The sequence below is a fragment of the Streptomyces sp. P9-2B-2 genome (genome assembly GCF_030406865.1).
In the GTDB taxonomy this organism is placed as follows: Bacteria; Actinomycetota; Actinomycetes; order Streptomycetales; family Streptomycetaceae; genus Streptomyces; species Streptomyces platensis.
In genome coordinates this window covers 1,802,796-1,827,031 of sequence record NZ_CP129126.1, presented here as the reverse complement: position 1 = coordinate 1,827,031, position 24,236 = coordinate 1,802,796, and the positions used below count along the sequence as shown (strand labels likewise).

Here is a 24,236-nt window from a genome sequence, read left to right as displayed (position 1 = left end):
TTCCACGGCAGGCACTCAGCGTACAGCCGCCGTCCCGCCCGCAGGAGTTGAGCAGGACAGCGGCCGCCCGAACGGTTGATCGGCCGTCAACTATGCGCCGTTCTCGGCCTCTTCCCGCCACTTGTCGGCGAGCTGCGGCGGCATCGGCTCATGCCGCAGGTGGACGCGGGAGAACCGCCCGGTGCCGTGCGAGAGGGAGCGCAGATCGATCGCGTACCGGTCGATCTCGATCTCGGGCACCTCGGCGCGCACCACGGTGCGTCCCGCCCCTGACTGTTCGGTGCCCACGACCCGGCCGCGGCGCCCCGACAGATCGCTCATCACCTGGCCGACGAAATCGTCCGGAACCATCACGCTCACCTCGGACACCGGTTCGAGCAGATCGATCCGGATCTCACCGGCGGCCTCCCGCAGAGCCAGCGCGCCCGCCGTCTGGAACGCGGCGTCCGAGGAGTCGACGGAGTGCGCCTTGCCGTCGAGCAGCGTGACGCGGATGTCGACGAGCGGATGCCCGGCGGCGACCCCGCGTGCAGCCTGGGTGCGTACGCCCTTCTCCACGGACGGGATGAACTGCCGGGGCACCGCGCCGCCCACGACCTTGTCCACGAACTCGATACCGGAGCCGCCGGGCAGCGGTTCCACCTCGATCTCGCAGATCGCGAACTGGCCGTGTCCGCCGGACTGCTTCACATGGCGCCCGCGGCCCGCGGCGGGGGCGCCGAAGGTCTCCCGCAGCGACACCTTGTGCGCGACCGTGTCCACCTGGACGCCATAACGGGTCCGCAGCCGCTCCAGGGCCACATCGACATGCGCCTCGCCCAAGCACCACAGCACCACCTGATGGGTGTCCTGGTTGTGCTCCAGACGCATCGTCGGGTCCTCGGCGACCAGCCGGGCCAGGCCCTGCGAGAGCTTGTCCTCGTCGGCCTTGCTGTGGGCCTGGATGGCGACCGGCAGCAGCGGGTCCGGCATCGTCCAGGGCTCCATCAGCAGCGGTTCGTCCTTGCCGGAGAGGGTGTCGCCGGTCTCGGCCCGGGACAGCTTCGCCACACATGCCAGATCCCCGGCGATCGCCTTGGACAGCGGGCGCTGCTGCTTGCCGAACGGGGTGGACAGCGCGCCGACCCGCTCGTCGACGTCATGGTCCTCGTGCCCGCGGTCCTGTAGGCCGTGGCCCGAGACATGCACCGTCTCGTCCGGGCGCAGGGTGCCCGAGAAGAGGCGGACGAGCGAGATCCGGCCGACGTACGGGTCGGAGGAGGTCTTGACCACCTCGGCCGCGAGCGGACCCTCGGGATCGCAGCTCAGCGCCGGGCGCGGGGTGCCGTCCGGGGTGGTCACGGCCGGCGCCTCGCGCTCCACGGGCGTCGGGAAGCCACCGGTGATCAGCTCCAGCAGCTCCACGGTGCCCAGCCCCTGCTTGGCGCCCTCGGCGGCCGGGGCCGCGGCCAGGACGGGGTGGAAGGTGCCCCGGGCGACCGCCGTCTCCAGGTCCCCGACGAGGGTCTTGATGTCGATCTCCTCGCCGCCGAGGTAGCGGTCCATCAGGGACTCGTCCTCGCTCTCGGCGATGATGCCCTCGATCAGGCGGTCGCGGGCCGCTTCGATCAGCGGCAGCTCGTCCGCCGTCGGTGCGCGTTCGGTGCGCTCGCCGGAGGAGTAGTCGAAGACCCGCTGCGAGAGCAGGCCGATCAGGCCGTGCACGGGGGCGTGGCCGTCGGCGCCCGGTGTCCCGTAGAGCGGGAGGTAGAGCGGGAGGACGGCGTCCGGGTCCTCGCCGCCGAGAGTGGAGCGGCAGCGCTCGGTCATCTCGTCGAAGTCGGCGCGGGACGCCTCCAGGTGCGTGATGACCAGCGCGCGCGGCATGCCGACGGCCGCGCACTCGTCCCAGACCATCCGGGTCGCGCCGGCCACGCCGTCGGCCGCCGAGACAACGAAAAGGGCCGCGTCCGCGGCGCGCAGACCGGCCCTGAGTTCCCCGACGAAATCGGCGTATCCGGGGGTGTCCAAGATATTGATCTTGACTTCTCCCCAGTCCACCGGGACCAGGGAGAGCTGTACGGAGCGTTGCTGCCGGTGTTCGATGTCGTCGAAGTCGGAGAGGCAGCCGCCGTCCTCGACCCGGCCCGCCCGGTTGACCGCGCCGGATGCCAGCGCGAGGGCTTCGACCAGTGTGGTTTTTCCCGAGCCGCTGTGGCCGACCAGCACCACATTGCGCAGGGCGGTGGGCTGGTCGGCCGTTGATGCCCTGCCGGCGGCTCCCGGGTGTGTACTCGATTTCTCGCTCATGTGTCTCGCCTCCAGGTCGACACTTTGCGGTGATTCGAGCTTTCCACCGAGGCCATGCCGCGTCCATACATGGCACACGGGCCCGGTGCTCCCAAGGGGTCCGGGCGCCCTGGTGGGGCCTGCGGGCGCGTCCGGCGGCGTGCGCCGGCGGCCCCGAGCCGCGGGACGCACCCCGCGCCGCGATGCGTTCGTGGTGCCCCCTGACCTCCTGGCTACGATGGGCCCGCCGGTGGCCGTCAGACCGCACGGCCCATATCGACTCCCGGGAAGGCCATGCTGAACAAGTACGCGCGTGCGTTCTTCACGCGTGTTCTCACGCCGTTCGCCGCCCTGCTCATCCGGATCGGCGTCAGCCCGGACGCGGTCACTCTGGTCGGCACCGGGGGCGTGGTGGCCGGCGCCCTGATCTTCTACCCGCTGGGCGAGTTCTTCTGGGGAACGGTCGTCATCACCCTGTTCGTCTTCTCCGACCTCGTCGACGGCAACATGGCGCGGCAGCTGGGCCGCTCCAGCCGCTGGGGGGCCTTCCTCGACTCCACCCTCGACCGGGTCGCCGACTCGGCGATCTTCGGCGGACTCGCCCTGTGGTACGCGGGCCGGGGCGACAGCCTGGTGCTCTGCGGGATGGCGATCTTCTGCCTGGCCAGCGGCCAGGTGGTCTCGTACACCAAGGCCCGGGGAGAGGCCATCGGACTGCCGGTGGACGTCAACGGCCTGGTGGAACGCGCCGAGCGGCTGGTCATCACGCTCGTCGCCTGCGGCCTGTCGGGCCTGCACGCCTTCGGGGTGCCCGGCGTCGAGATCCTGCTGCCGATCGCCCTGTGGATCGTCGGCATCGGCAGCGCCGTCACCCTGGGCCAGCGCGTGGTGACGGTACGACGGGAGTCGGCCGAGGCCGACGCCATGGCACAAGGGGGGAACAGCGCATGAGCCCGCGCAGGAACGGCCGGCCGTTGATCGATACGGAGAAGCTGGCGGAGGCGCTCTACGCGCTGGGCTGGAGCACCGTCAAGAAGCTGCCCGAGGGCGCTGCCGTACGGCTCGGCCGCCGGATCGCCGACATCGCCTGGAAGCGCCGCGGCAAGGGTGTCCTCCGTCTGGAGTCGAACCTCGCCCGGGTCGTCCCGGACGCCACACCGCAGCGGCTCGCCGAGCTCTCCCGGGCCGGGATGCGCTCGTACATGCGCTACTGGATGGAGTCCTTCCGGCTGCCGGCCTGGAGCAAGGACCGGATAAGGGCGGGCTTCACCCCCGAGGACGTGCACCACCTGGAGGAGGGGCTCAAGTCCGACCGCGGCGTCATCCTGGCCCTGCCCCACATGGGCAACTACGACCTCGCGGGCGCCTGGGTCACCACCAAGCTCGGGGTCCCCTTCACCACCGTCGCCCAGCGCCTCAAGCCGGAAACCCTCTACGACCGCTTCGTCGCCTACCGCGAGGGCCTGGGCATGGAGGTGCTGCCGCACACCGGCGGCACCGCCTTCGGCACCCTCGCCCGGCGGCTGCGGGCCGGCGGGCTGGTCTGCCTGGTCGCCGACCGTGATCTGTCCGCCTCCGGCATAGAGGTCAAGTTCTTCGGCGAGGCCACGAAGATGCCGGCCGGCCCCGCCGTACTCGCCGTCCAGACCGGCGCCATGCTGCTGCCCGTCACCCTCTGGTACGACGACACCCCCGTCATGCGCGGCCGGGTCCACCCGGAGATCGAGGTCCCCGAGACCGGCACCCGCGCCGAGCAGGCCGCCCAGATGACCCAGGCGCTCGCCGACGCCTTCGCCTCCGGCATCGCCGACCACCCCGAGGACTGGCACATGCTCCAGCGGCTCTGGCTCGCCGACCTGGAACCGCGCGAGGAGCCCGGCGCCCCGGGCGGCACCGCGGCCTCCGGAACCTCCGGAACGGAGTCCGTGTGAAGATCGGCATCGTCTGTCCGTACGCCTGGGACGTTCCCGGCGGCGTGCAGTTCCACATCCGCGACCTGGCCGATCACCTGATCCGCCTCGGCCACGAGGTCTCCGTCCTCGCCCCCGCGGACGACGAGACCCCCCTGCCGCCGTACGTCGTCTCCGCCGGCCGCGCCGTCCCCGTCCCGTACAACGGCTCGGTCGCCCGCCTCAACTTCGGCTTCCTCTCCGCCGCCCGGGTCCGCCGCTGGCTCCAGCACGGCGCCTTCGACGTCATCCACATCCACGAGCCGGCCTCGCCCTCGCTGGGCCTGCTCTCCTGCTGGGCGGCCCAGGGCCCGATCGTGGCGACCTTCCACACCTCCAACCCGCGCTCGCGGGCGATGATCGCCGCGTATCCGATCCTCCAGCCCGCACTGGAGAAGATCAGCGCACGGATCGCGGTGAGCGAATACGCCCGCCGTACCCTCGTCGAACACCTCGGCGGCGACGCGGTGGTCATCCCCAACGGCGTGGACGTCGACTTCTTCGCCACCGCCGAACCCAAGGCCGAATGGCAGGGCAAGACGATCGGCTTCATCGGCCGGATCGACGAACCCCGCAAGGGCCTGCCGGTCCTGATGAAGGCGCTCCCCACGATCCTCGCCGAAGTACCGGACGCCCGGCTGCTGGTAGCCGGCCGCGGCGACGAGGCGGAAGCCGTCGCGGACCTGCCCGCCGACCTGCGCTCCCGGGTCGAATTCCTCGGCATGGTCAGCGACGAGGACAAGGCCCGACTGCTGCGCAGCGTCGACCTCTACGTCGCGCCCAACACGGGCGGCGAATCCTTCGGCATCATCCTGGTGGAGGCCATGTCGGCCGGAGCGCCCGTACTGGCCAGCGACCTCGACGCCTTCGCCCAGGTCCTCGACCAGGGCGAAGCCGGCGAACTCTTCACCAACGAGGACGCCGACGCGCTCGCCGCTGCGGCCGTACGACTCCTCGGCGACCCGGCGCGCCTGACCGAACTCCGCGACCGCGGCACCCGCCACGTACGCCGCTTCGACTGGTCCACCGTCGGCGCCGACATCCTCGCCGTCTACGAAACGGTCACCACCGGCGCGATGTCGGTAGCCACCGACGAAAGAACCGGCCCATGGGGCCGTCGCCGCCTGGCCAAGGATTAGGTTTTCCCACGTTTTTGGCTGGCCCGCCGTGGTGGTTTCTCGCCGTTGCGCCTGCGGCGGGCCGGGTCCGCTGCGCGGGGCTGTGGGTGCGGTGACGGGCCTCCGGGGCCTGGTGTGTGGACTGCTTCGCTTTACGTCCACACACCAGACCCCTCCGGCCCGTCCCCTCCCGTTGGGGGAGTGAGTGACGGTGAGTGGGGACTGGCCGCCGTAGCCGTGTCGGTGCGACCGAGCTGTTCACTGCGATCTACGAGGCGCACCGGACCACCGACGGGTCCCCCACCAACGTTTTTCCCATCCCTCAACGGGAGGGGACGGGCCTGCGCGGGTGGGGGTTTCCGGACGTAAAGCGAAGCAGTCCGGAAACCCCCACCCGCGCAGGCCCGTCCCCGCACCCCGACAGCCCCGCGCAGCGGCAACGCCCGCCGCAGGCGCAACGGCGAGCAAGCCGCAAACGTCGGCCGAGGCAAAGCGCAGCGGACCGGCGGGGGCATCGCGAAGCGGGCCACAAACGCCGAGCAACCCCCACGGCGGGACAGCCGAAAACGTGGGAAGAAAAGCCAAGCGCAGCGGACAGGTAACGTGACCGCCCGTGACCACGTTCATCTGGATCGCCGTCGCGATCGTCCTCATCGGCATCTACCTCAGCTGGACGGCCGGCCGCCTCGACCGCCTGCACGCCCGTATCGACGCGGCCAGGGCGGCTCTCGACGCTCAGCTGCTGCGACGGGCGTCCGTCGCGCAGGAGGTGGGTACGTCGGGGGTCCTGGATCCGGCCGCTTCGATCGTTCTCTACCAGGCCGCGCACGAGGCGCGGCAGGCCGAGGAGGATCACCGGGAGGTCGCGGAGAGTGAGCTGAGCCAGGCGCTGCGGGCGATCTTCGCAGAGGAGGCGCAGCTGGAGGCCGTACGGGAGGCGCCGGGTGGCGAGCAGACGGTCGCCGAGCTGACGGCGGCGGTGCGCCGTGTCCCGATGGCGCGCCGCTTTCACAATGACGCCGTACGGGCCGCCCGCGCCGTTCGCCGCCACCGGGTGGTGCGGTATTTTCGGCTGGCCGGTCATGCGCCGTTCCCGCTGGCCTTCGAGATGGATGATGAGCCGCCGGCCGTTTTGGACGACCGCTCGGCCGGGAACTGAGCCGGGGAGCAGGCCGGGAGCGCGGAGTCGGCGCCTCCCGGCGGTGACGAGCCACTGACCTCTAATTGGCCCTTTTCCCGGGCCGCTCACAAACGGTTGTGTGGGCGCAGCAGTACAGCCACCCGCATTGAGTGAGGTCAAACCGTGTCCAGCACGCCTACCACGCCCCAGAACCCCGAGACCGGAACCGCGCGCGTCAAGCGCGGGATGGCCGAGCAGCTCAAGGGCGGCGTGATCATGGACGTCGTCACGCCGGAAGAGGCGAAGATCGCCGAGGACGCGGGCGCCGTCGCCGTCATGGCCCTGGAGCGGGTCCCCGCCGACATCCGCAAGGACGGTGGCGTGGCCCGGATGTCGGACCCCGACATGATCGACGGCATCATCAGCGCCGTCTCCATCCCGGTCATGGCCAAGTCCCGGATCGGTCACTTCGTCGAGGCGCAGGTCCTCCAGTCGCTCGGCGTCGACTACATCGACGAGTCCGAGGTCCTCACCCCGGCCGACGAGGTCAACCACTCCGACAAGTGGGCCTTCACCACCCCCTTCGTGTGTGGTGCCACCAACCTGGGTGAGGCGCTGCGCCGGATCACCGAGGGCGCCGCCATGATCCGCTCGAAGGGCGAGGCCGGCACCGGCAACGTCGTCGAGGCGGTGCGCCACATGCGTCAGATCAAGGGCGAGATCGCCCGGCTGCGCGGCTACGACAACAACGAGCTGTTCGCCGCCGCCAAGGAGCTGCGCGCCCCGTACGAGCTGGTCAAGGAGGTCGCCGAGCTCGGCAAGCTGCCGGTCGTGCTGTTCTCCGCCGGTGGTGTCGCCACCCCGGCCGACGCCGCGCTGATGCGTCAGCTCGGTGCCGAGGGCGTGTTCGTGGGCTCCGGCATCTTCAAGTCCGGTGACCCCGCCAAGCGCGCCGCCGCGATCGTGAAGGCCACCACCTTCTACGACGACCCGAAGGTGATCGCGGACGTGTCCCGCAACCTGGGCGAGGCCATGGTCGGCATCAACTGCGACACCCTCCCCGAGGCCGAGCGCTACGCCAACCGCGGCTGGTAGGGCACCGGATGAGCACCCCCACCATCGGTGTGCTGGCTCTCCAGGGCGACGTCCGCGAGCACCTCACCGTGCTCGCCGAGGCGGACGCCCTGGCCAGGCCGGTACGCCGTCCCGAGGAACTGGACGAGATCGACGGCCTGGTCATCCCGGGCGGCGAGTCCACCACGATGTCCAAGCTGGCGGTCGTCTTCGGCATGCTGGAGCCGCTGCGCGCCTTCGTCCGCGCGGGCAAGCCGGTCTACGGCACCTGCGCCGGCATGATCATGGTCGCCGACAAGCTGCTGGACGCCCGCGACGACCAGGAGACGTTCGGCGGCGTCGACATGATCGTGCGCCGTAACGCCTTCGGGCGGCAGAACGAGTCGTTCGAGGCGGCCATCGACGTCGCCGGGATTCCCGGCGGACCGGTCGAGGGCGTCTTCATCCGGGCGCCCTGGGTCGAGTCGGTCGGTGGCGCGGTCGAGGTCCTGGCGACGTACGACGGGCACACCGTGGCCGTGCGGCAGGGTAACGTCCTCGCCACGTCTTTCCACCCGGAACTCACCGGCGACCACCGGGTCCACGCCCTGTTCGTGGACATGGTGCGGCGGGCCAGGGACTGATCCAGGGGCGGGCCACGGCGCTTGATCACGGTCGTGGCCGGGCGACGGGCGGGAGTGACACCGTGTGACCCGGCCCCGGTAGGATCTGAGGCGTTCGTTTCAGACGTTGGTTACGCGAAGGAGACAGGCGGATGTCCGGCCACTCTAAATGGGCTACGACGAAGCACAAGAAGGCCGTGATCGATGCCAAGCGCGGCAAGCTCTTCGCGAAGCTGATCAAGAACATCGAGGTCGCGGCCCGTACCGGCGGCGCCGATGTGGACGGCAACCCGACCCTCTTCGACGCCATCCAGAAGGCCAAGAAGAGCTCGGTGCCCAACAAGAACATCGACTCCGCGGTCAAGCGCGGTGCGGGTCTTGAGGCCGGCGGCGCCGACTACGAGACCATCATGTACGAGGGTTACGGCCCCAACGGTGTCGCGGTGCTCATCGAGTGCCTCACCGACAACCGCAACCGCGCCGCCTCGGACGTCCGCGTCGCCATGACCCGCAACGGCGGTTCGATGGCCGACCCGGGTTCGGTGTCGTACCTGTTCAACCGCAAGGGCGTGGTGATCGTCCCCAAGGGTGAACTCTCCGAGGACGACGTCCTGGGCGCGGTCCTGGACGCGGGCGCCGAAGAGGTCAACGACCTCGGCGAGTCCTTCGAGGTGCTCAGCGAGGCCACCGACCTGGTCGCGGTCCGCACGGCCCTCCAGGAGTCCGGCATCGACTACGACTCGGCCGACGCCAACTTCGTCCCGACCATGCAGGTCGAGCTGGAGGAAGAGGGCGCGCGCAAGATCTTCAAGCTGATCGACGCGCTGGAGGACAGCGACGACGTGCAGAACGTCTTCGCCAACTTCGACGTTTCGGACGATGTCATGGCCCAGGTCGACGCCTGACCTGCGCGGCACACTCGGTCGTCTGACGGGCCGACGGGGACACACCCCGTCGGCCCGTCGGTTTGTCAGTGGCAGCCACTACTGTGCTGATCAGGGGGCATGCGCTTCCGAGGCAGGCACAGTTGACCGATAGGTGAGGGGCGGGGACCGATGAAGGTGCTGGGGGTGGACCCGGGGCTGACACGCTGCGGAGTCGGGGTGGTCGACGGCGTCGCGGGGCGTCCGCTGACGATGGTCGGCGTCGGTGTCGTCCGCACCCCCGCGGACGCCGAGATCGCCCAGCGCCTGGTCGAGATCGAGCGCGGGATAGACGCCTGGCTCGATGAGTACCGCCCCGAATTCGTCGCCGTGGAGCGGGTCTTCAGCCAGCACAACGTCCGTACGGTCATGGGCACCGCCCAGGCCAGCGCGGTCGCCATGCTGTGCGCGGCCCGCCGCGGGCTGCCGGTCGCGCTGCACACCCCCAGCGAGGTCAAGGCCGCCGTCACGGGCTCAGGGCGGGCCGACAAGGCTCAGGTGGGCGCGATGGTGACCCGTCTGCTGCGGCTCGACGCGCCACCGAAGCCGGCCGACGCCGCCGACGCCCTCGCCCTCGCCATCTGCCACATCTGGCGCGCCCCCGCGGTCAACCGCCTCCAGCAGGCGCATGCCGCGGCCCGCCGCGCCGCCCCCGTCCGCGCTCCCGGCGTCCGCCGGGCGACACCCCAGAAGGGCACCCGATGATCGCCTTCGTCTCCGGCCCGGTCGCGGCCCTCGCACCGGACTCCGCCGTCGTCGAGGTCGGCGGTATCGGCATGGCTGTCCAGTGCACCCCGGACACCCTCTCCGGCCTGCGCATCGGACAGCAGGCCAAGCTCGCCACCTCCCTCGTCGTCCGCGAGGACTCGCTCACCTTGTACGGCTTCGCCGACGACGACGAGCGGCAGACCTTCGAACTGCTCCAGACCGCCAGCGGCGTCGGCCCCCGGCTCGCCCAGGCGATGCTCGCGGTGCATTCGCCGGACGCGCTGCGGCGGGCCGTCGCCACCGGTGACGAGAAGGCACTCACCGCCGTGCCCGGCATCGGCAAGAAGGGTGCGCAGAAGCTGCTCCTGGAGTTCAAGGACCGGCTGGGGGAGCCGGTGGGCACCGGCCGCGCGGGCGTCGGCAGCGCCGTCACACCCGGCTGGCGCGATCAGCTGCACGCCGCCCTGATCGGCCTCGGCTACGCCACCCGCGAGGCGGACGAAGCGGTCGCCGCGGTCGCCCCGCAGGCCGAGGCGGCCGTCGCCGACGGTGGCGCGCCCCAGGTGCCGCAGCTGCTCAAGGCCGCCCTCCAGACCCTGAACCGCGCCCGGTGACCGCCGCCCTTTGGGCCCCGCGCCCCCGACCGTTCGACCACGCAGGCGGCCCGGCCGCCCCGACCCCGCGAGGCACACCGCAGTGAACTGGGACGACACCGCACCGCCCACCACCGAGGACCCCGTCACGGGCGCGCCCGACCGGCTGGTCGGGGCCGACGCGGACGGTGAGGACACCGCCGTCGAGGCCGCACTGCGGCCCAAGGACCTGGAGGAGTTCGTCGGCCAGGAGCGGGTGCGCGAACAGCTCGACCTGGTCCTGCGCGCCGCCCGCGCCCGCGGTGCCACCGCCGACCACGTCCTGCTGTCCGGGGCGCCGGGCCTCGGCAAGACGACCCTCTCGATGATCATCGCCGCCGAGATGGGCGCCCCGATCCGCATCACCTCGGGCCCGGCCATCCAGCACGCCGGTGATCTCGCCGCGATCCTCTCCTCCCTCCAGGAGGGCGAGGTCCTCTTCCTCGACGAGATCCACCGGATGTCCCGGCCCGCCGAGGAAATGCTCTACATGGCGATGGAGGACTTCCGCGTCGACGTGATCGTCGGCAAGGGCCCGGGCGCCACCGCCATCCCGCTCGAACTTCCCCCGTTCACCCTGGTCGGGGCCACGACCAGGGCCGGTCTGCTGCCGCCCCCGCTGCGCGACCGCTTCGGCTTCACCGCCCATATGGAGTTCTACGCCCCCGCCGAGCTGGAGCGGGTCATCCACCGCTCGGCCGGGCTGCTGGACGTCGAGATAGAAGCCGAGGGCGCCGCCGAGATCGCCGGCCGCTCCCGCGGCACACCCCGTATCGCCAACCGTCTGCTGCGCCGGGTCCGCGACTACGCCCAGGTGAAGGCCGACGGCGTGATCACCCGCGAGATCGCCTCGCAGGCCCTCGGGGTCTACGAGGTCGACGCCCGTGGCCTGGACCGCCTCGACCGCGCGGTGCTCACGGCCCTGCTCAAGCTGTTCGGCGGCGGCCCGGTGGGCCTGTCGACCCTCGCGGTGGCGGTGGGGGAGGAGCGGGAGACGGTCGAGGAGGTCGCCGAGCCGTTCCTCGTACGGGAAGGACTGCTGGCCAGGACCCCCAGGGGCCGGATCGCGACCCCGGCGGCCTGGGAGCATCTGGGGCTCGTCCCGCCGCAGCAGCAGGCGGGCGCCCGTGGGCAGCAGGGCTTGTTCGGGGCGTGACGGCGCGGGGACTCGCCCGGTCAGGAACTGCGGTGGGATGCTGTGCGTTGTTCCACTGGTGGGGACTCGCCTAGACTCCGCCGATGCCGTTCGTATGGGCGGCATACCCACCCCCGTATATGAGACCGCGCGTCAGCGGTCGTGCGAAGGATTTCCGTCCCGTGAGTATCGTGACTCTCCTCCCCTTCATCGTCCTCATCGGGGCCATGTTCCTGATGACGCGGTCCGCCAAGAAGAAGCAGCAGGCGGCCGCGCAGATGCGCAACGAAATGCAGGCCGGCACCGGCGTCCGGACGATCGGCGGCATGTACGCCACCGTCAAGGAAGTCCACGACGAGACCGTCCTGCTCGAGGTCGCCCCCGGCGTGCACGCCATCTACGCCAAGAACGCCATCGGCGCGGTCATCGCGGATGAGGAGTACAACCGCATCCTGGACGGTGCCGACCCGCTGCACGCCGACGAGCCGGTCGTCCCGGACGACGCCTCCTCGCTGACCGGCGACACCGCCGAGGCCGAGAAGGCCGACAAGATCGACCTGGGCAAGACCGCCGCCCCGGCCGACGCCGAGCCGGCCGCCGACGAGGCCAAGGACGCCAAGCCCGCCGACGAGGTCAAGGACACCGTCAAGGCGGACGCCGACGCCGCGAAGGACGACAAGAAGTCCGGCGACGACGCGAAGTAGTCCACCCCCACGGAACCGCGGAGCACGCGTGGTGTGTCGTGCACCGTGGTTCCGGAACGGTCTAGGCTCCGGCGGGGGCAGGTCCCCACAAGACTTCGTGGCCCCTCGGCCGGCATCCCGGGCCGAGGGGTTGGACAGGGAGATACGAGAAGGTGGCAGCACCGAAGAAGGGCCGCAGGGCGCCCGCGAGCCAGGGGCATCCGGGCCGCACCCTGCTCCTGGTCCTCATCGCCATGGCGGGGCTGATCGGAGGGATGTTCTACTCCGGCACGATGACGCCGCGGCTGGGCATCGACCTGGCGGGCGGCACCAGCTTCACGCTGGCGGCCCAGAACCAGCCGGGCAAGCCCAACGCGATCAACGAGACCAACATGAAAACCGCCGCCGGCATCATGGAGCGGCGGGTCAACGGTCTCGGTGTGTCCGAGGCCGAGGTCCAGACACAGGGCACCGACCACATCATCGTGAACATCCCCAAGGGGACGGACGCGAAGCAGGCCCGCCAGCAGGTCGGCACCACCGCCAAGCTCGGGTTCCGGCCGGTGCTCACCACCACGGCGGGTGCCAAGACCCCCGAGCCCAAGCCCAACCCCTCCAAGGGCGGCGCGAACGGCAAGGCCCCGGGCGACAAGGCCGCGGGTGACCCGGCCAAGGACAAGCCGGGCACGGAGCAGAAGGCCTCGTCCTCGCAGTCGCCGGACGCCAAGCCGACGACGCAGGGCCGGGCGGTGACGGACGCGCTGAAGAAGGCACCGTCCGCCAAGCCCACCCCCTCCGCCCCGGCCAAGCCCACCACCCCCGCGGTTCCGCCGACGCCCGGCGCGGACATCCCGCCGGCCCTCCAGAAGCAGCTGAACGCCCTGGACTGCGCCAGCAAGCAGAGCCGTGCCACCGCCGGTGAGAAGGCCGCGAACGCCAAGCCGTCCGACCCGATCGTGGCGTGCAAGGACGACGGCACGCAGAAGTACGTGCTCGGCCCGGTCGGCGTCGAGGGCACGGACGTCAGCGACGCCAAGGCCGTCTTCGACAGCCAGCAGGGCCAGGGCTGGATCGTCCAGATGGACTTCACCTCGAACGGTGGCAAGAAGTTCGCGGACGTCACCGGCAAGCTGGCCGCCAAGGCGCCGCCGCAGAACCAGTTCGGAATCGTGCTGGACGGTGCGGTGGTCTCCGCTCCGTCGGTCAGCAACGCGATCAACGGCGGTAACGCCACGATCTCCGGCGGCTTCACCCAGCAGTCCGCCGAGGACCTCGGCAACATGCTGTCCTACGGCTCCCTGCCGCTCTCCTTCAAGATCGACGACGAGACCACGGTCACCGCGGCGCTCGGTGGCGAGCAGCTGCACGCCGGTCTGATCGCCGGTGCCATCGGCCTCGCCCTGGTCGTGATCTACCTCGTCGCCTACTACCGGGGACTGGCGCTGGTCGCGCTGGCGAGCCTGATGGTCTCGGCGATCCTGACGTACACGATCATGACGCTGCTCGGACCGACCATCGGGTTCGCGCTGAACCTCCCAGCGGTCTGCGGCGCCATCGTGGCCATCGGTATCACCGCCGACTCGTTCATCGTCTACTTCGAACGCATCCGGGACGAGATCCGCGACGGCCGCACCCTGCGACCGGCCGTCGAACGCGGCTGGCCGCGGGCCCGCCGTACGATCCTGGTCTCCGACTTCGTGTCGTTCCTGGCCGCCGCGGTGCTGTTCATCGTCACCGTCGGCAAGGTGAAGGGCTTCGCCTTCACGCTCGGCCTGACCACCGTCCTCGACGTCATCGTGGTCTTCTACTTCACCAAGCCGCTGATGACGATGCTGGCCCGGCGGGCGTTCTTCGCCGACGGTCACTCCTGGTCCGGCCTCGATCCCAAGCGCCTGGGCGCCAAGCCGCCGCTGCGCCGTAGTCGCGGCGCCGCCCCCACCCAGACGAAGGAGGCGTGAGATGTCCAAGCTCGGAAACATCGGCGCCCGGCTCTACCGCGGCGAGGTCGGCTACGACTTCATCGGCAAGCGGAAGATCTGGTACGGCATCTCGATCCTCATCACCATCACGGCCATCGTCGGCCTGGCGGTGCGCGGCCTGAACATGGGCATCGAGTTCTCCGGCGGCGCGGTCTTCACCGCGAAGTCGTCCATGTCCGCCCCGGAGGCCCAGCACAGCGCCGAGTCGGCGGCCGGCGGCCACCAGGCCGTGGTGCAGAAGCTCGGCGGCGACACGCTGCGCATCCAGATCAGCGGTCTGGACACCAAGCAGGCGGTGCCGGTCCAGGAAGAGCTCGCCAAGGACCTGAACATCCCGGTCAAGGACGTCAACACCCAGTTGGTCGGCCCGAGCTGGGGTGAGGAGATCGCCAACAAGGCCTGGCTGGGCCTGGGGATCTTCATGGTCCTCGTGGTGCTCTATCTGGCGATCGCCTTCGAGTGGCGGATGGCCCTCGCCGCCCTGATCGCGCTGATCCACGACCTCACGATCACGGTCGGCGTCTACGCCCTGGTCGGCTTCGAGGTCACGCCCGGCACGGTCATCGGTCTGCTGACCATCCTCGGTTACTCCCTGTACGACACGGTCGTCGTCTTCGACAGCCTCAAGGAAGCCAGCAAGGACCTCACCAAGCAGAACCGCTTCACGTACAGCGAGGTCGCCAACCGCTCGATCAACAGCACCCTGGTGCGGTCCATCAACACCACGGTCGTCGCGCTGCTCCCGGTCGCGGGTCTGCTGTTCGTCGGCGGCGGTGTGCTGGGCGCGGGCATGCTCAACGACATCTCGCTGGCCCTGTTCGTCGGCCTCGCCGCCGGTGCCTACTCGTCGATCTTCATCGCGACCCCGCTGGTCGCCGATCTGAAGAGCCGCGAGCCGCAGATGAAGGCGCTGGCCCAGCGGGTCAAGGCGAAGCGCGCCGCGGCCGCGGCCAAGGAGGCGAGCCAGGAGGACGCCGAGGACTCGGGCCCCGCCCCGGCCGACGCCGAGGACGGTGCCGCGGTCGTCGGACCGCGCCACCAGCCCGCCTCGCGTAACCGCGGACGCGGCCGTCCCTCGGGCAAGCGCCGATGAGCGCCCCGGCGGAACTGCGTGAGCTCCTGCTCAGCCGGATCACGGACATCCCGGACTACCCGCAGCCGGGGGTGATGTTCAAGGACATCACCCCGCTGCTGGCCGATCCGGCCGCCTTCGGCGCGCTGACCGAGGCGTTCGCCGAGCTGTGCGGGCAGCACCGCGTGGACAAGATCGTGGGCCTGGAGGCGCGCGGGTTCATACTCGCCGCTCCGGTCGCGGTCCGGGCCGGTGTCGGCTTCGTCCCCGTCCGCAAGGCGGGCAAGCTCCCCGGCACGACCCTCGGGCAGTCCTACGCGCTGGAGTACGGCACGGCCGAGATCGAGATCCACAGCGATGCGCTGGCCCCGGGCGACCGGGTGCTGGTGATCGACGACGTCCTCGCCACCGGCGGGACCGCCGACGCCTCGCTCCAGCTCATCCGCCGCGCGGGTGCCGAGGTCGCGGGCCTGGCCGTCCTGCTGGAGCTCGGCTTCCTGGCCGGCCGGCAGCGGCTGGAACCGGGACTCAAGGGCGCTCCGCTGGAGGCCCTGATCACGGTCTGAGCCGGTCGCACGCAGCAGCTCCGCAGCGGGGGCATCCGGAAGAATCCGGGTGTCCCCGCTGCTGTGTCATGTACGGACCCATGGCCGCGGGGGAGTCGCGGCCGCGGGGTCGATACCATGGCACCCCGACCCGTTCGAGGTTTTGGGGTCCGGAACCGCCTGAGGAGTGCTCTTGCCAGACGAGGCCCAGCCGCTCTCCCCCGGACTGCGTCCGACGGGATCCGACGCCGCGCGCCCGGACGAGCCGAAGCCCACGGACGTGGCTTCCTCGGACGCGCCCCAGCCCGAGCGGCAGGGTGCGCCCGACGGCAGCGCCACGCCCCGGCCGCCGGCCGGCCCGACCTCCGCGTCCGCGGCGCCCGCCGAACGGCCCCGTACGGCGCCCAAGCCGGGGCCCGCCGCCTCCTCGTCCCAGCCGGGCTCCGCGCCGTCCCAGGCGCCGAAGCCGCCCGCCAAGGCCGACCAGCCCGCCGCCACCAAGCCGCTGCCGCCCGCCCCGGCCGGCCGTTCGGGCTCCCCGAACCGGGTACGGGCCCGGCTGGCCCGGCTGGGCGTCCAGCGCTCCAGCCCGTACAACCCGGTCCTGGAGCCGCTGCTGCGGGCCGTCCGCGGCAACGACCCCAAGATCGAGACCGCGACGCTGCGCCAGGTCGAGCGGGCCTACCAGGTCGCCGAGCGCTGGCACCGCGGCCAGAAGCGCAAGAGCGGCGACCCGTACATCACCCACCCGCTCGCGGTGACGACGATCCTCGCCGAGCTGGGCATGGACCCGGCGACGCTGATGGCGGGCCTGCTGCACGACACCGTCGAGGACACCGAGTACGGCCTGGACACCCTGCGCCGCGACTTCGGCGACCAGGTCGCGCTGCTGGTCGACGGCGTCACCAAGCTGGACAAGGTCAAGTTCGGCGAGGCCGCGCAGGCCGAGACCGTCCGCAAGATGGTCGTCGCGATGGCCAAGGACCCGCGCGTCCTGGTCATCAAGCTCGCCGACCGGCTGCACAACATGCGCACCATGCGTTACCTCAAGCGGGAGAAGCAGGAGAAGAAGGCCCGCGAGACGCTGGAGATCTACGCTCCGCTCGCCCACCGCCTGGGCATGAACACCATCAAGTGGGAGCTGGAGGACCTCGCCTTCGCGATCCTCTACCCCAAGATGTACGACGAGATCGTGCGGCTGGTCGCCGAGCGGGCGCCCAAGCGGGACGAGTACCTGGCCATAGTGACCGACGAGGTCCAGGCCGATCTGCGCTCCGCGCGTATCAAGGCCACCGTCACGGGGCGGCCCAAGCACTACTACAGCGTCTACCAGAAGATGATCGTCCGCGGCCGCGACTTCGCCGAGATCTACGACCTGGTGGGCATCCGCGTCCTCGTCGACACGGTCCGCGACTGCTACGCGGCGCTCGGCACCATCCACGCGCGATGGAACCCGGTCCCCGGCCGGTTCAAGGACTACATCGCGATGCCGAAGTTCAACATGTACCAGTCGCTGCACACGACCGTGATCGGCCCCAGCGGCAAGCCCGTTGAGCTCCAGATCCGTACGTTCGACATGCACCGCCGCGCCGAATACGGCATCGCCGCGCACTGGAAGTACAAGCAGGAAGCGGTGGCCGGCGCCTCCAAGATCCGTACGGATGTGCCGAAGAACGCCGGCAAGGGCCAGGACACGGTCAACGACATGGCCTGGCTGCGGCAGTTGCTCGACTGGCAGAAGGAGACCGAGGACCCGGGCGAGTTCCTGGAGTCGCTGCGCTTCGACCTGTCCCGCAACGAGGTCTTCGTCTTCACGCCCAAGGGCGACGTCATAGCGCTGCCGGCCGGTGCCACCCCCGTCGACTTCGCGTACGCGGTGCACACCGAGGTCGGCCACCGCACGATAGGGGCGCGGGTCAACGGGCGCCTCGTCCCGCTCGAATCGACCCTGGACAACGGCGACCTGGTGGAGGTCTTCACCTCCAAGGCGCCGGGCGCCGGACCGTCCCGCGACTGGCTCGGCTTCGTCAAGTCCCCGCGGGCCCGCAACAAGATCCGCGGCTGGTTCTCCAAGGAGCGCCGCGACGAGGCCATCGAGCAGGGCAAGGACGCCATCGCGCGCGCCATGCGCAAGCAGAACCTGCCGATCCAGCGGATTCTGACCGGCGACTCCCTGGTCACCCTCGCGCACGAGATGCGCTACCCCGACATCTCCTCGCTCTACGCCGCCATCGGCGAGGGCCATGTCGCAGCCCAGGGCGTCGTCCAGAAGCTGGTGCAGGCGCTCGGCGGCCAGGACGAGGCCACCGAGGACATCGCCGAGTCGACCCCGATCCGGCCGCGTTCCAAGCGCCGTTCCAGCGCCGACCCCGGCGTGGTCGTCAAGGGCGTCGACGATGTGTGGGTCAAGCTGGCCCGCTGCTGTACGCCGGTGCCGGGCGACCCCATCATCGGCTTCGTCACCCGCGGCAACGGCGTCTCGGTGCACCGCGCCGACTGCGTCAACGTCGACTCGCTGTCCCGGCAGCCGGAGCGGATACTCGACGTCGAATGGGCGCCCACCCAGTCCTCGGTCTTCCTGGTCGCCATCCAGGTCGAGGCGCTGGACCGCTCCCGGCTCCTGTCGGACGTCACCCGGATCCTGTCCGACCAGCACGTCAACATCCTGTCGGCCGCCGTCCAGACCTCCCGGGACCGCGTCGCCACCTCCCGCTTCACCTTCGAGATGGGCGACCCCAAGCATCTGGGGCACGTCCTGAAGGCCGTACGGAGCGTGGAGGGCGTGTACGACGTGTACCGGGTGACGTCGGCCCGCAGGCCGTGACGGCGTGACACAAGCAGGCGGCCCCGGTACGGAATCCGTACCGGGGCCGCCTGCTGTTCCGCGCTAGCCGCCGAACTCTTCCAAGCCCTTGAGCGCCTGGTCCAGCAGCGCCTTGCGGCCCTCCAGCTCCCGGCCGAGCTTGTCGGCCTTGGCGTTGTTGCCGGCCGCCCGGGCCGTGCCGATCTGCTTCTCCAGCTTGTCGACCGCGTCCTGGAGCTGGCCGGTCAGCCCCGCGGCGCGGGCCCGCGCCTCAGGGTTCGTCCGGCGCCACTCGCTCTCCTCGGCCTCCTGGATGGCCCGCTCGACGGCGTGCATCCGGCCCTCGATCTTCGGGCGGGCGTCCCGCGGCACATGGCCGATGGCCTCCCACCGCTCATTGATCGAGCGGAACGCGGCGCGCGCGCCCTTCAGGTCCGAGACGGGCAGCAGCTTCTCGGCCTCGACGGCCAGCTCCTCCTTGCGGGTCAGATTCTCCCGCTGCTCGACGTCACGCTCCGCGAAGACCTCACCGCGCGCCTGGAAGAAGACGTCCTGGGCGCCGCGGAAGCGGTTCCACAGATCGTCCTCGTGCTCGCGCTGGGCCCGTCCGGCCGCCTTCCAGTCCGCCATCAGCTCGCGGTAGCGGGCCGCGGTGGCCCCCCAGTCCGTCGAGTTCGACAGCGCCTCGGCCTCGGCGACCAGCTTCTCCTTGGCCTTACGGGAGTCCTCGCGCTGCGCGTCCAGCGACGCGAAGTGCGCCTTGCGCCGCTTGGAGAACGCCGAGCGGGCGTGCGAGAAGCGGTGCCACAGCTCGTCGTCCGCCTTGCGGTCGAGCCGCGGCAGGCCCTTCCAGGTGTCGACCAGCGCGCGCAGCCGTTCACCGGCCGCCCGCCACTGCTCACTGGCGGCCAGCTCCTCGGCTTCGGCGACCAGCTTCTCCTTGGCCTCCCGGGCCTCGTGGCTCTGCCGTGCCTTCTGTGCCTTGCGCTCCTCGCGGCGCGATTCGACGGCCTCGACGAGCTTGTCGAGCCGCTTCTTCAGCGCTTCCAGGTCGCCCACCGCGTGGTGTTCGTCGACCTGGGTGCGCAGATGCTCGATCGCGGTCGTGGCGTCCTTCGCCGACAGGTCGGTGGTCTTGACCCGGCGCTCGAGGAGGCCGATCTCGACGACCAGGCCCTCATACTTGCGCTCGAAGTAGGCGAGGGCCTCCTCGGGAGTGCCCGCCTGCCACGATCCGACGACCTGCTCGCCATCGGCGGTACGCACGTACACGGTCCCCGTCTCGTCGACGCGGCCCCATGGGTCGCTGCTCACAGCGCCTCCTCCACATGATGCCGACGGGGGCGTGCGGCCCCCCGGCATCGTCCACAGTTTCTGTCCGGCAGAGCCGCGCCCTGACCGGTCCGACGGGCTGTATTGCGGGTGAGGGTGGCAGCCGTCGGAGCAGGCACCCTACCCAACGCCAATCTAGGCGACCGGCGGTCGGCTGTCCGCATCCAGCACGACCGAAATTCCGCGGTTCGGGTGGCGGGGGCCGCCGCACCGCCCCAGGTCGCCCGGCAGGTCAGGACTTTTTGACGGTTGCCCGGTCGATCACGACGGTGGCGTTCGGTGCGGTGTTGCGGGTTTGCGGGTCGGGCGTTGAACCGGCCTTGGCGATCTTCCGCAGCACGTCCATACCGCCGGTGACGGTACCGAACGGTGTGTAGTTGGGAGGCAGCTTGCTGTCCTGGTAGACGAGGAAGAACTGGCTGCCGCCGGAGTCGCGGGTCTTGTCGCTCTGCCCGTCGTAGCGGTTGGCCATCGCGACCGTGCCCGCCGGATAGACGCCGCCCTTGAGCCGGGGGTCCTTGAGGTTCTCGTCCGGGATGGTGTAGCCGGGCGTGCCCTGGCCGGTGCCCTTCGGGTCGCCGCACTGGAGGACGTAGAGGCCCTGGTCGACCAGGCGGTGGCACTTGCTGTGGTCGAAGTAGCCCTGACCGGCCAGGAAGGCGAAGGAGTTGACGGTGTGCGGCGCCTTGCCGGCGTCCAGCTTCAGCTCGATGGTGCCGCAGGTCGTCGCCAGCTTCGCGGAGTAGGAGGCCGAGGTGTCGACGGACATCGCGGGCTCCTTCTTCCAGGTCTTGGTGGACGGCGTGCCCTTGGCGGGCCTGCCGCACGGATCCGGCGCCTTGGAGGGGGACGGGGGAGCCGCCCGGTCGGCATCCTGGCCGGAGCCCGCCAGCCCGGTGGTGGCATACGCGGTGACGCCCGCGGCCAGGGTGACGGCCACGGCGGACGCGATGACCACATTGCGGCGTTTGGTCTTCCGTTCGGCCGTGGACCGCCGTTGCTGCTGGCGCTCGTACTTCTCCCTGGCGAGCTGCCGCCGCCGCTGATCTCTGCTGACCACCGGTCGTCTCCTTCGTCCGATCACCGATCGCTGTCGTCGCAGTGGCCGTACCGTATCCGGGTTCGCCCTGCCGGGAGTCCCGCCGGTAGGCTCTGGAGCTGCCGAGATGTTCCGGGAGCGGTCCCGTGGACCGCGCCCCACCACCGACCTTTAAGGACGAACGTGCTGATTGCCGGGTTCCCCGCCGGGGCCTGGGGCACCAATTGCTACTTGGTCGCCCCCGCCGCCGGCGAGGAGTGCGTCATCATCGACCCGGGCCACCAAGCGGCCCAAGGCGTCGAGGACGCGGTCAAAAAGCATCGGCTCAAGCCCGTCGCGGTCGTTCTCACCCATGGCCACATCGACCATGTCGCCTCCGTGGTCCCGGTGTGCGGCGCGCACGACGTCCCGGCCTGGATCCACCCCGAGGACCGCTTCATGATGAGCGACCCGGAGAAGGCCCTGGGCCGCTCCATCGGTCAGCAGCTCATGGGCGAACTCACCGTGGGGGAGCCGGACGACGTCAAGGAGCTGACCGACGGTGCCGCCCTGGAACTCGCCGGGATGGAGTTCTCCGTCGCGCACGCCCCGGGCCATACCAAGGGGTCGGTGACGTTCAGGATGCCCGAGCAGGCCGACATTCCGCCGGTCTTCTTCTCCGGCGACCTGCTCTTTGCCGGCTCCATCGGACGCACCGACCTGCCGGGCGGCGACCACGCCGAGATCCTTCAGTCGCTGGCCCGTGTGTGCCTGCCGCTGGAGGACTCGACCGTCGTCCTGTCCGGCCACGGCCCCCAGACCACCATCGGCCGCGAGCGCGCCACCAACCCCTTCCTGCGGGAGGTGGCCGCCGGCCTCGGAGACGGCTTCAGTGCCGCTCCACGACGAGGAATGTGACGAGACCTTCCGTGAGCACCTTCAAGGCCCCCAAGGGCACGTACGACCTGATTCCGCCGCAGTCCGCCACCTATCTCGCGGTGCGCGAGGCGATCGCCGCGCCGCTGAAGAACTCCGGGTACGGCTACGTCGAGACGCCCGGTTTCGAGAACGTCGAGCTGTTCGCGCGCGGGGTCGGTGAGTCCACCGACATCGTGACCAAGGAGATGTACGCCTTCGAGACCAAGGGCGGCGACCGGCTCGCGCTGCGCCCCGAAGGCACCGCGTCCGTGCTGCGCGCCGCACTGGAGGCCAACCTCCACAAGACGGGCAACCTCCCGGTCAAGCTCTGGTACTCCGGCTCGTACTACCGCTACGAGCGCCCGCAGAAGGGCCGTTACCGCCACTTCTCCCAGGTCGGCGCCGAGGCCATCGGTGCCGAAGACCCGGCCCTGGACGCCGAGTTGATCATCCTGGCCGACCAGGCCTACCGCACGCTGGGGCTGCGGAACTTCCGCATCCTGCTCAACTCCCTGGGCGACAAGGAGTGCCGCCCCGTCTACCGGGCCGCGCTCCAGGACTTCCTGGGCGGGCTCGACCTGGACGAGGACACCCGGCGCCGGGTCGACATCAACCCGCTGCGCGTTCTGGACGACAAGCGCGAGTCCGTACAGAAGCAGCTCGACGGGGCGCCCAAGCTCCGCGACTACCTCTGCGAGGCCTGCAAGGCGTACCACGAGCAGGTGCGCGAGCTGCTGACCGCGGCGGGCGTGGCCTTCGAGGACGACGAGAAGCTGGTCCGCGGCCTGGACTACTACACCCGCACCACCTTCGAGTTCGTCCACGACGGCCTCGGCTCGCAGTCCGCGGTGGGCGGCGGCGGCCGCTACGACGGTCTCTCGGAGATGATCGGCGGCCCCGCGCTGCCGTCCGTCGGCTGGGCGCTGGGCGTCGACCGTACGGTGCTGGCGCTGGAGGCGGAGGGCGTCACGCTCGACATCCCCGCCGCCACGGCCGTCTACGCGGTACCGCTCGGCGAGGAGGCCCGCCGGGTGCTGTTCGGCGTGGTCACCGAGCTGCGCCGGTCCGGCATCGCCACCGACTTCGCGTTCGGCGGCAAGGGCCTGAAGAACGCCATGAAGTCCGCCAACCGCTCCGGCGCGCGGCTGGCACTGGTGGCGGGCGAGCGGGACCTGGCCGAGGGCGTCGTCCAGCTCAAGGACCTGGAGAGCGGTGAGCAGACCGCGGTCGCGCTCGACACCGTGGCCGACGAGGTCCGGCGCACGCTGGGCTGAGGCCGCGGGACAGCGGACCCCGAGGGGCCCGGACGGCGATCTGCCGGCCGGGTCCCTCGGGCATGCCGGGTCTTCCGCTGTGCCGGGTCTTCCGCGCCGCCGGACGCCCGGGGTCAACGCCTGCCGTGCGTTCATCCCGGCGAAGGGATTCCGGCCCGGCAGCACCCGCGGTGGCCGGCCGCCGGGCGGGCGGACAGTGCAGGCCGGAGTGGGAGCGAACCTGAGAGAACCCTGTGTGCGGAGGGCTCTTCTTTATGCTCGTCGCACAGTGGGTCATGGTGGAGTTGGGGCAGAATGAACGGCGTGCCCGTGACCGGGCCCGTGCTCAGCCCCATCTCCCGAGGGATCGACGGAACGGCGATATGACGACGACAGAGCTTGACGACGTGTCCACCGACGACGACCGCGCGAGCGGCACGGGCACCACCGGCTCGGGTCGGGGCTTCGCGCTGCTCCTGGTGATCACCGGCGCGCTGGGCATCCTCGCGTCCTGGATCATCACGCTGGACAAGTTCGAGCTGCTGAAGAACAAGAATTTCACGCCGGACTGCACTTTCAACCCGATCATTTCTTGCACCAACGTCATGAAGAGCCAGCAGGCGGAGGTCTTCGGCTTCCCGAACCCCATGGCCGGGCTGGTCGGCTTCGGTGTGGTCATCGCGATCGGTATGGCCCTGCTGGCGGGCGCCCGCTTCCGCCGCTGGTACTGGACCGGGCTGAACATCGGCACCGGGCTCGCCGCGGTCTTCTGCATGTGGCTGATGGTCCAGTCGCTGTACCACATCAACTCGCTGTGCCTGTGGTGCACGCTGACCTGGTGCGTCACCATCCTGATGTTCTGGTACACCACCGTCCACAACCTCAAGCACGGCATCATCCCGGCCCCCGCGGGGCTGCGCCGGGTGGTGCTGGAGTTCCACTGGGTCGCACCGGTGCTCTGGTACGGCGTGATCGCGCTGCTGATCCTCACGAGGTGGTGGTCGTACTGGAGCAGCCTGATCTGAGGTCCCGCCCGACGCGTCACCCGCGCCCCGGCCCCGTCCATGACGGCGGCCGGGGCGTTGTCAGTGGGGTGGCTTAGGC

General features: G+C 70.6%; 21 protein-coding genes. 18 read left to right on the top strand and 3 right to left on the bottom strand.

Going from position 1 to position 24,236, the window contains the following annotated elements:
* Positions 1-90: 90 nt before the first annotated feature.
* Positions 91-2,289, bottom strand: coding sequence for an elongation factor G-like protein EF-G2 (locus QT196_RS07780; RefSeq protein WP_168478225.1), 2,199 nt, complete (start codon positions 2,287-2,289; stop codon positions 91-93).
* Between the two features lie 273 nt (positions 2,290-2,562).
* Between QT196_RS07780 and pgsA the strand changes: the two genes are divergently transcribed.
* The 15 genes from pgsA to QT196_RS07705 all read left to right on the top strand — a co-directional run bounded on the left by pgsA (position 2,563) and on the right by QT196_RS07705 (position 18,632).
* Positions 2,563-3,219 (top strand): phosphatidylinositol phosphate synthase, encoded by a 657-nt coding sequence (gene pgsA / locus QT196_RS07775; RefSeq protein WP_168478224.1) that lies wholly within the window; start codon positions 2,563-2,565, stop codon positions 3,217-3,219.
* Positions 3,216-4,199 carry a phosphatidylinositol mannoside acyltransferase gene (locus QT196_RS07770; RefSeq protein ID WP_266736110.1) on the top strand — a complete coding sequence of 328 codons (984 nt, stop codon included), beginning with the start codon at positions 3,216-3,218 and terminating at the stop codon, positions 4,197-4,199. The genes pgsA and QT196_RS07770 overlap by 4 nt, the downstream gene beginning before the upstream one ends.
* A complete protein-coding gene (locus QT196_RS07765) occupies positions 4,196-5,356 on the top strand; it encodes a glycosyltransferase family 4 protein (RefSeq protein ID WP_266736112.1) in 1,161 nt (386 codons plus the stop codon). The genes QT196_RS07770 and QT196_RS07765 overlap by 4 nt, the downstream gene beginning before the upstream one ends.
* 592 nt (positions 5,357-5,948) lie before the next feature.
* Entirely contained in the window at positions 5,949-6,494 is a 546-nt protein-coding gene (locus QT196_RS07760; RefSeq protein WP_042156923.1) for a hypothetical protein, read from the top strand.
* A gap of 144 nt (positions 6,495-6,638) precedes the next feature.
* Positions 6,639-7,550 (top strand): pyridoxal 5'-phosphate synthase lyase subunit PdxS, encoded by a 912-nt coding sequence (pdxS, locus tag QT196_RS07755; RefSeq protein WP_085924558.1) that lies wholly within the window; start codon positions 6,639-6,641, stop codon positions 7,548-7,550.
* Positions 7,551-7,558: 8 nt separating this feature from the next.
* The gene (pdxT, locus tag QT196_RS07750; RefSeq protein WP_168478222.1) at positions 7,559-8,152 is read left to right on the top strand and encodes a pyridoxal 5'-phosphate synthase glutaminase subunit PdxT; all 594 of its coding nucleotides are present in this window, start codon (positions 7,559-7,561) and stop codon (positions 8,150-8,152) included.
* 131 nt (positions 8,153-8,283) lie between these two features.
* Positions 8,284-9,036 carry a YebC/PmpR family DNA-binding transcriptional regulator gene (locus tag QT196_RS07745; protein WP_168478221.1) on the top strand — a complete coding sequence of 251 codons (753 nt, stop codon included), beginning with the start codon at positions 8,284-8,286 and terminating at the stop codon, positions 9,034-9,036.
* Positions 9,037-9,186: 150 nt separating this feature from the next.
* On the top strand, positions 9,187-9,759 hold the full coding sequence (gene ruvC / locus QT196_RS07740) for a crossover junction endodeoxyribonuclease RuvC (RefSeq protein WP_085924555.1): 573 nt from the start codon (positions 9,187-9,189) through the stop codon (positions 9,757-9,759).
* Positions 9,756-10,376 (top strand): Holliday junction branch migration protein RuvA, encoded by a 621-nt coding sequence (gene ruvA, locus QT196_RS07735; RefSeq protein WP_290354651.1) that lies wholly within the window; start codon positions 9,756-9,758, stop codon positions 10,374-10,376. Before ruvC ends, ruvA begins: the two co-directional genes overlap by 4 nt.
* A gap of 82 nt (positions 10,377-10,458) precedes the next feature.
* On the top strand, positions 10,459-11,550 hold the full coding sequence (gene ruvB / locus QT196_RS07730; protein WP_266736118.1) for a Holliday junction branch migration DNA helicase RuvB: 1,092 nt from the start codon (positions 10,459-10,461) through the stop codon (positions 11,548-11,550).
* A gap of 161 nt (positions 11,551-11,711) precedes the next feature.
* Positions 11,712-12,233: a preprotein translocase subunit YajC gene (gene yajC / locus QT196_RS07725; RefSeq protein ID WP_168478218.1), complete on the top strand. Its 522-nt coding sequence runs from the start codon at positions 11,712-11,714 to the stop codon at positions 12,231-12,233.
* 152 nt (positions 12,234-12,385) lie between these two features.
* Complete coding sequence (gene secD, locus QT196_RS07720; RefSeq protein ID WP_168478217.1) at positions 12,386-14,170, top strand: protein translocase subunit SecD; 1,785 nt, start codon at positions 12,386-12,388, stop codon at positions 14,168-14,170.
* A gap of 1 nt (position 14,171) precedes the next feature.
* Positions 14,172-15,284, top strand: a complete 1,113-nt coding sequence (gene secF / locus QT196_RS07715; RefSeq protein ID WP_168478216.1) for a protein translocase subunit SecF — start codon at positions 14,172-14,174, stop codon at positions 15,282-15,284.
* Complete coding sequence (locus QT196_RS07710; protein WP_168478215.1) at positions 15,281-15,829, top strand: adenine phosphoribosyltransferase; 549 nt, start codon at positions 15,281-15,283, stop codon at positions 15,827-15,829. The genes secF and QT196_RS07710 overlap by 4 nt, the downstream gene beginning before the upstream one ends.
* A gap of 172 nt (positions 15,830-16,001) precedes the next feature.
* Entirely contained in the window at positions 16,002-18,632 is a 2,631-nt protein-coding gene (locus tag QT196_RS07705; RefSeq protein WP_168478214.1) for a bifunctional (p)ppGpp synthetase/guanosine-3',5'-bis(diphosphate) 3'-pyrophosphohydrolase, read from the top strand.
* 63 nt (positions 18,633-18,695) lie between these two features.
* On the opposite strand, the gene QT196_RS07700 is transcribed toward QT196_RS07705, so the two are convergent.
* Positions 18,696-19,925, bottom strand: coding sequence for a DUF349 domain-containing protein (locus QT196_RS07700; RefSeq protein ID WP_290354650.1), 1,230 nt, complete (start codon positions 19,923-19,925; stop codon positions 18,696-18,698).
* A gap of 250 nt (positions 19,926-20,175) precedes the next feature.
* Positions 20,176-21,003: a peptidylprolyl isomerase gene (locus QT196_RS07695; RefSeq protein WP_290354649.1), complete on the bottom strand. Its 828-nt coding sequence runs from the start codon at positions 21,001-21,003 to the stop codon at positions 20,176-20,178.
* A 162-nt stretch (positions 21,004-21,165) separates the two neighbouring features.
* Between QT196_RS07695 and QT196_RS07690 the strand changes: the two genes are divergently transcribed.
* The 3 genes from QT196_RS07690 (at position 21,166) to QT196_RS07680 (ending at position 24,157) form a co-directional block, all read left to right on the top strand.
* Positions 21,166-21,879, top strand: a complete 714-nt coding sequence (locus tag QT196_RS07690) for an MBL fold metallo-hydrolase (protein ID WP_085924545.1) — start codon at positions 21,166-21,168, stop codon at positions 21,877-21,879.
* An 11-nt stretch (positions 21,880-21,890) separates the two neighbouring features.
* Positions 21,891-23,153, top strand: a complete 1,263-nt coding sequence (gene hisS, locus QT196_RS07685; protein WP_168478211.1) for a histidine--tRNA ligase — start codon at positions 21,891-21,893, stop codon at positions 23,151-23,153.
* A 362-nt stretch (positions 23,154-23,515) separates the two neighbouring features.
* Positions 23,516-24,157, top strand: a complete 642-nt coding sequence (locus tag QT196_RS07680; protein WP_168478210.1) for a vitamin K epoxide reductase family protein — start codon at positions 23,516-23,518, stop codon at positions 24,155-24,157.
* Positions 24,158-24,236: the final 79 nt, after the last annotated feature.

What these genes read in the sequence shown, in the direction of transcription:
- QT196_RS07770 (WP_266736110.1), top strand. Translation starts at nt 3,216, where the DNA reads ATGAGCCCGCGCAGGAACGGCCGGCCGTTGATCGATACGGAGAAGCTG.
- QT196_RS07780 (WP_168478225.1), bottom strand. Translation starts at nt 2,289, where the DNA reads ATGAGCGAGAAATCGAGTACACACCCGGGAGCCGCCGGCAGGGCATCA.
- pgsA (WP_168478224.1), top strand. Translation starts at nt 2,563, where the DNA reads ATGCTGAACAAGTACGCGCGTGCGTTCTTCACGCGTGTTCTCACGCCG.
- ruvA (WP_290354651.1), top strand. Translation starts at nt 9,756, where the DNA reads ATGATCGCCTTCGTCTCCGGCCCGGTCGCGGCCCTCGCACCGGACTCC.
- QT196_RS07710 (WP_168478215.1), top strand. Translation starts at nt 15,281, where the DNA reads ATGAGCGCCCCGGCGGAACTGCGTGAGCTCCTGCTCAGCCGGATCACG.
- QT196_RS07680 (WP_168478210.1), top strand. Translation starts at nt 23,516, where the DNA reads ATGACGACGACAGAGCTTGACGACGTGTCCACCGACGACGACCGCGCG.
- pdxT (WP_168478222.1), top strand. Translation starts at nt 7,559, where the DNA reads ATGAGCACCCCCACCATCGGTGTGCTGGCTCTCCAGGGCGACGTCCGC.
- secF (WP_168478216.1), top strand. Translation starts at nt 14,172, where the DNA reads ATGTCCAAGCTCGGAAACATCGGCGCCCGGCTCTACCGCGGCGAGGTC.
- ruvC (WP_085924555.1), top strand. Translation starts at nt 9,187, where the DNA reads ATGAAGGTGCTGGGGGTGGACCCGGGGCTGACACGCTGCGGAGTCGGG.
- QT196_RS07745 (WP_168478221.1), top strand. Translation starts at nt 8,284, where the DNA reads ATGTCCGGCCACTCTAAATGGGCTACGACGAAGCACAAGAAGGCCGTG.